Source organism: Vibrio fujianensis (assembly GCF_002749895.1).
Taxonomy (GTDB): Bacteria; Pseudomonadota; Gammaproteobacteria; order Enterobacterales; family Vibrionaceae; genus Vibrio; species Vibrio fujianensis.
In genome coordinates, this window is the sequence record NZ_NBUS01000038.1 from 68,170 (window position 1) to 73,997 (window position 5,828).

General features: G+C 46.5%; 6 protein-coding genes. All 6 read right to left on the reverse strand.

What is annotated here, in order from left to right; all coding sequences use genetic code 11:
* On the reverse strand, window positions 1-211 hold a 211-nt coding region (gene coaE, locus B7C60_RS17800), incomplete at its 3' end, for a dephospho-CoA kinase (RefSeq protein ID WP_245868526.1).
* A 5-nt stretch (window positions 212-216) separates the two neighbouring features.
* On the reverse strand, window positions 217-1,083 hold the full coding sequence (locus tag B7C60_RS04255; protein ID WP_099610576.1) for a prepilin peptidase: 867 nt from the start codon (window positions 1,081-1,083) through the stop codon (window positions 217-219).
* Between the two features lie 41 nt (window positions 1,084-1,124).
* On the reverse strand, window positions 1,125-2,351 hold the full coding sequence (locus tag B7C60_RS04260; protein ID WP_099610577.1) for a type II secretion system F family protein: 1,227 nt from the start codon (window positions 2,349-2,351) through the stop codon (window positions 1,125-1,127).
* A 20-nt stretch (window positions 2,352-2,371) separates the two neighbouring features.
* Window positions 2,372-4,060 (reverse strand): type IV-A pilus assembly ATPase PilB, encoded by a 1,689-nt coding sequence (gene pilB / locus B7C60_RS04265; protein ID WP_099610578.1) that lies wholly within the window; start codon window positions 4,058-4,060, stop codon window positions 2,372-2,374.
* Between the two features lie 9 nt (window positions 4,061-4,069).
* On the reverse strand, window positions 4,070-4,507 hold the full coding sequence (locus B7C60_RS19975; RefSeq protein ID WP_099610579.1) for a pilin: 438 nt from the start codon (window positions 4,505-4,507) through the stop codon (window positions 4,070-4,072).
* Window positions 4,508-4,700: 193 nt separating this feature from the next.
* Window positions 4,701-5,591 carry a carboxylating nicotinate-nucleotide diphosphorylase gene (gene nadC / locus B7C60_RS04275; protein ID WP_099610580.1) on the reverse strand — a complete coding sequence of 297 codons (891 nt, stop codon included), beginning with the start codon at window positions 5,589-5,591 and terminating at the stop codon, window positions 4,701-4,703.
* Window positions 5,592-5,828: the final 237 nt, after the last annotated feature.

The window sequence follows — 5,828 nt, forward strand, 5'->3', positions numbered from 1 at the left end:
AAGCGGCACGGTTTAAGCTTCCGTCCTGGTGTAAGATACTTGGGCCAAAATGCTCGATAATTGCAGCAAGGCCTTGGCTTCCTGGAGCGACAACCTCGCGAGCAATGATGTCGGCATCAACGATATCAATTGAGAAATGGGTTTGAAATAAGTTAGCAACGGTGGTTTTCCCGCTCGCAATGCCTCCGGTTAGGCCGACGATCAAAGGCATAGCGGTTACCCTATTAATGAGTGTAAATACCAAGTAATCAATTGATTACCCCACAACATGGCGAACCATCCGGCCATAGCCAGGTAAGGGCCAAAAGGAAAGGCTTTATCTATTCCTCGTTTTTGCAGGCGTAATTGAACAATACCAAAGATAAGGCCAACAAACGAGGAGAGCAGGATAATCAGCGGGAGCAATTGCCAGCCAAACCATGCCCCTAGCGCAGCGAACAGTTTGAAATCGCCGTAGCCCATACCGTCTTTGCCGGTTAACCCTTTAAAGAGCCAGTAGATAGACCAGAGCGAGAGATAACCTAGCATCGCGCCAAGCACCGCATCGGTCAGTGACAAGGGGCTAATACCAAGTAACGCTAAGCCGATCCCGCTCCACATCAAGGGTAATGTCAGTTGATCAGGCAGGAGCATGCAATCAAAATCAATAAATGTAGCGGCGATTAGTACATAGGTAAAAAAGAGCAGTGCAAGGCTATAACCACTAAAACCAAAGTGGATAGCAACGACGAAACTACTTAGTGCGGAGAGCAGTTCAACGAAAGGATAGCGAGGGCTGATCGGTGCTTGGCAGTGTGCGCATTTTCCTTTGAGTCGCAACCAACTCAGTAGTGGAATGTTATCGCGAATTCTCAGCTGGGTTTGACAGTGAGGGCAAGTGGAGCGAGGTGTGCTCAGTGTCAATGTGCCTTCTGGCGGTGTAATGCCATATTCAGGAAAAGCGTCGGCACACTCTTTCCGCCATTCCCTATCCATTATTTGGGGTAAGCGATAGATCACCACATTAAGAAAACTGCCGATGATTAAACCAAACAGTGTGGCGAAGATTGGAAATAACCAAGGGTAAAAATAAAAAATATCCATTTAAGAGGCTCTAAATCGCAGGATTGAGGGAAGAGAGTATACTAACCCAATACCCCCATTAAGTTAAAGATAGGAAGGTACATCGCTACGACTAATCCGCCCACCACCACGCCAAGAAAGACAATGATCAATGGTTCTAAAATTTTGCCTAAATTATCTACGGTATTATCCACTTCAAATTCATAAATCGTGGCGATTTTATTGAGCATATCATCCAACTTTCCCGATTCCTCACCAATCATCACCATTTGTAACACCATTTCAGGAAAGGCGTCTGTATTGCGCATGGCGATGTACATGGGCATTCCTGATGCGGTATCACGGTGGACTTGATCAATCGCCGTTTCAAAATGCACATTACCCGCAGTTTTGGCGGTGGTTTTTAAGCTGGCAAGGATAGGGATCCCCGCCGCAAAGCTGGTGGCGAGAGTGCGACTAAATTTGGCGATGGCGGCTTTCGCTAACACCGTACCGATAATCGGTGATTTCAAACTTAGGCGGCTGGTTTTCAGCCGGATTTGAAACGATTTTTTCCGAGCGGTTTTCACGGTCAGATATAAACCAATGCAGAGTAACAAACCGCCTAAGCTATAAGCCTGCACCGCATGAGAGAGTTTAAGGATTTGTTGGGTAAACCAAGGTAGCTCGGCACCAAAGCCTTGGAACATACTTTCAAATTCAGGAATGACCATGGTTAACATTAAATAGGAAACGCCCAAGGCAACCAAAATAACCATACTTGGATAGATCAAGGCTTTGACGACTTTAGCGCGCAATTGTTCACTTTTTTCTCGGTAGGTCGCGAGGCGATCAAAGACTTCGGCTAAATTGCCCGATTGTTCACCCGTTTGGATCAGATCGACGTAGAGTGGGTCAAAGTAACTACTCGCGGTACGCATTGCTTTTGAAATGGGTGTTCCGGCTTCGACGCTCTTGGTTATTTGCGCCAAAATGGACTTCATTTCCGCTTTGCGGTGGTTATCACCGACCAATCTCAACGCTTGAACAATAGGTACGCCGGTGGTCAACATGGTTGATAATTGGCGGGTCAGTAAGGTGATGTCTCTGCCTTTGACTCGATGCGTTAATCGAGTCAGGAATGAAACGCCCCCTTTTTTGATTTTTTTGATCTGAATGTGTTGCTCTTTAAGTTTATCGCGCACTTCTAATTCACTAAGGGCCAGTAATTGGCCGGCCACTTTTTTTCCTGAGCTATTAATGCCTTTCCAACGGTAATTTTTCAGTTCATAAGCTTTAGATGAATGCATAACAGATCCATTCCCATCAATTAAAAATAAAGGACACGCTGTAATTCTTGCATGCTGGTGATGCCAAGTTTGAGTTTTTCGATACCGGATTGCTGTAAGGTTTGCATACCATGAGCTTGAGCGATGGCTTCAATCTGACTGATTGAGGCTTTTTGCATAATGGCTTCAGCCAGTTGCGGGTCGAAGGCCATAACTTCATAAATACCAACTCGCCCACTGTAGCCATTGGTGCATTCGTTACAGCCACTGGGACGAGGTCGGTAAATGGTTTGATCGGGCTCTAACATAAATTGTTGTTGCTCAGTCAGGGTGGGCAGATCGGCTTGTTTGCAATGTGGGCATAATCGTCGAGCGAGACGTTGAGCGATGATTAGGCTCAGTGAAGAGGCTAGGTTAAACGGCTCTATGCCCATATTGGCTAAACGAATGACGGTTTCTGCAGCAGAGTTGGTATGCAGGGTCGATAGCACTAAATGGCCGGTCTGGGCGGCTTTAACCGCGATTTCAGCGGTTTCTAAATCGCGGATTTCACCCACCATGACAATGTCGGGGTCTTGACGCAAAAATGAGCGTAGCGCTTGCGCAAAGCCAAAGCCTATTTTGGGTTGCACTTGCACTTGATTAATGCCGGGGAGGTTGATCTCCACCGGATCTTCAGCGGTTGAAATATTGACCTCTTCGGTATTGAGTATGCTTAAACCGGTGTAGAGTGAAACGGTTTTACCGCTGCCCGTTGGCCCGGTCATTAGAATCATCCCCTGTGGCTGTTTTAGCGCATTTAGATAAAGTTGCTTTTGCGTATCGTTATAACCTAATTTATCAATGTCTAAGCTGGCACTGCTGCTGTCGAGCAAGCGCAGAACGATTTTTTCTCCCCACAGGGTGGGCAAGGTAGAAACCCGTAGATCGATCGCGGTATCAGTATTTAAGCGCAGTTTTATTCGCCCATCTTGCGGGAGTCGGCGTTCGGCAATATCGAGTTTAGCGAGAATTTTCAGCCGTGCAGCGAGCCGTCGCCCTAAGTGGCTTGCTGGTTGCTGAGTTTGCACTAAAATGCCGTCACAGCGTAGCCGAATACGGTATTGTTGTTCGTAAGGTTCAAAGTGTATATCTGAAGCACCTTTCCGCACCGCATCTAATAAAACTTGGTTGATAAAACGGCTGACTGGGGAGTCATCTTGGCTGAGATCTTCCACCGATTGCTTTTCATCATCCGAGATCTGCACCAAATCGGCCAGCTCATCTTGGCTGATCTCCTTGCCTTGGCTGGTGGCGTGGTCGATGGTGCGGCCATACAATCGACGAATGGCGGCTTGTAGTGCCTTGTAGTCCGCCAGCACTAACTCTACTTGCAGTCCGGTGGCAAAGCGAAATTCATCTTCAATTTGTAGATGAGTGGGGTCAGATACCGCTAAAGTCAGTACTTGCCCATGGCGTTGTAGCGGTAAGGCTTGATATTGGGTGATCAGCTCGCGTAAGCCGAGCTGTTGACACAATGACGGGTAGTCAAAGCGAGTTAAATCGGTTTCGGGCAGACCAAAGATTTGGCTGAGCTGTTCAGTTAAATCATGCGGGTGGAATATACCCAGCGCCAATAAAGCCTCCGGTACGCTGGCACCGGAAGCTTGAATATGGTCGACCACGGCTTGCTCTTGCGTCGGGCTTATGAGTTGAGCCTGACGTAAGATAGCAATAAGGTTGGTAAGCATATTAATAGGTTAGCGGCAAGTTTTAGGTAACTCGTCTTGAGTTATCGTTGCCCCGTTGTTGGCAAAGCTACATTCCCAACCGGTATATCGTTTTGTAAGTGTAAAAGCCGCTCCCTTAATTGTTGATTTATCTTTAAAAGTGAACGTTAAAGTTCCTGTACCAGCTGATGCTGATCGTGTGAGCGCTAATTCACCTAATGGATTCATAGATGATGTTGCTCCGACCATTTTAAGGTCATTAGGAAATGTTCCTGTATCTTGTATTGCCATATCAATATTGGTTAATAGAGAACGAGCTGTAGCTAGCCCTGTTGCTGCTTCACTTTTCTTCACATAGTTTTGGTAAGCAGGAATTGCAATCGCAGATAAAACGCCAATAATTGCAACTACGATCATCAGTTCAATTAAGGTAAAGCCTTGTTGTTGATGGTTTCGATTCTGTTTCATTACACTGTCATCCTCATGGTGTAGTTAAGACCAGCCAAGGATAAGCACAGTGCTAGAGCGAGAGAATGGCTTCACTGACGAGCTTCGAGTCAGATGACGTTTTTGCCTGTTAATAAGCAAAAGGTTACATAAAGTTTGCGAGGGGGTTAAAAAGGCTTAGGAGTTTGTCCTAAGCCTTGAAATACAAGGTTGTTTATTGCTGAATACGCATTGACAAATCTAATGCGGTGATGTGTTTGGTGAGCGCGCCGACTGAGATGTAGTCAATGCCCGTTTCGGCATAATCGCGAATGGTGGCTAAGGTGATATTGCCAGAGTTCTCTAAGGCCGTGCGTCCGGCATTAATTTTGACTGCTTCTCGCATCATCTCAAATGAAAAGTTATCAAGCATGACAATATCCGCACCAGCGTCAATAGCCTCAGATAATTCAGCTAAACTTTCGGTTTCGACTTCCACGGGTTTACCGGGATTGAGCTGTTTGGCGGTGTGAATCGCTTGGGTGATACCACCACAGGCAATGATGTGATTTTCTTTGATTAAATACGCATCAAAAACACCAATTCGATGGTTAAAACCGCCACCACAGGCCACGGCATATTTTAACGCGCTACGTAAGCCCGGAATGGTTTTACGAGTATCGAGTAGCCGACACTGTGTGCCTTGTAACGCCTTGACATACTGCGCGGTGGTGGTAGCACAACCCGACAGCGTTTGAATGAAATTCATCGCATTCCGCTCCCCCGTGAGTAAAATACGGGCAGGCCCACTTAATGTGCAGAGGGTTTGATTGGCGCTCAGAATATCACCGTCTTCAACTTGCCATTCAATGGTGATTTGGCCACCCAATTGTTTAAATACTTCTTCAGCCCACATTTTCCCGCAAAAAACTCCCGCTTCTCGGGTTATCAATGTGGCGCGGCTATGGACATCAGCAGGGATCAAACTGGCGGTGATATCTGCCGCTGCATCAAGGGTTCCACCCAAATCTTCTTTTAAGCTATCAGCCACCGAACGGGCAATGTCTAACGGCAGTTGCTGTTTGAGATAAGCTAAGCGTTGCTGACTATTATGAGGATGTTTCATCGCAAATCATCTTTGGTTGTGGAAGAAAAGGGCATGATACGATCAGTCGCTGCAAAATTCAGCTGTTAATCTCCCATTCTGGTCTTATAAGGGGGGAGCAAAATGGAAAACGTGTCTCTTAAGGGAAATGGTGCAACAGGCCATGATGAGGCGTGATTATCGGTTATACTAGCGGGAAATGGCAAAAACAGACATCCGGATATGATTGATCAATATGGTTGGTATCAAGGGGCGCGG

Excerpts from the sequence above, each read along its gene's own strand:
- B7C60_RS04255 (WP_099610576.1), bottom strand. The coding sequence starts at position 1,083 with ATGGATATTTTTTATTTTTACCCTTGGTTATTTCCAATCTTCGCCACA.
- B7C60_RS04260 (WP_099610577.1), bottom strand. The coding sequence starts at position 2,351 with ATGCATTCATCTAAAGCTTATGAACTGAAAAATTACCGTTGGAAAGGC.
- pilB (WP_099610578.1), bottom strand. The coding sequence starts at position 4,060 with ATGCTTACCAACCTTATTGCTATCTTACGTCAGGCTCAACTCATAAGC.
- B7C60_RS19975 (WP_099610579.1), bottom strand. The coding sequence starts at position 4,507 with ATGAAACAGAATCGAAACCATCAACAACAAGGCTTTACCTTAATTGAA.
- nadC (WP_099610580.1), bottom strand. The coding sequence starts at position 5,591 with ATGAAACATCCTCATAATAGTCAGCAACGCTTAGCTTATCTCAAACAG.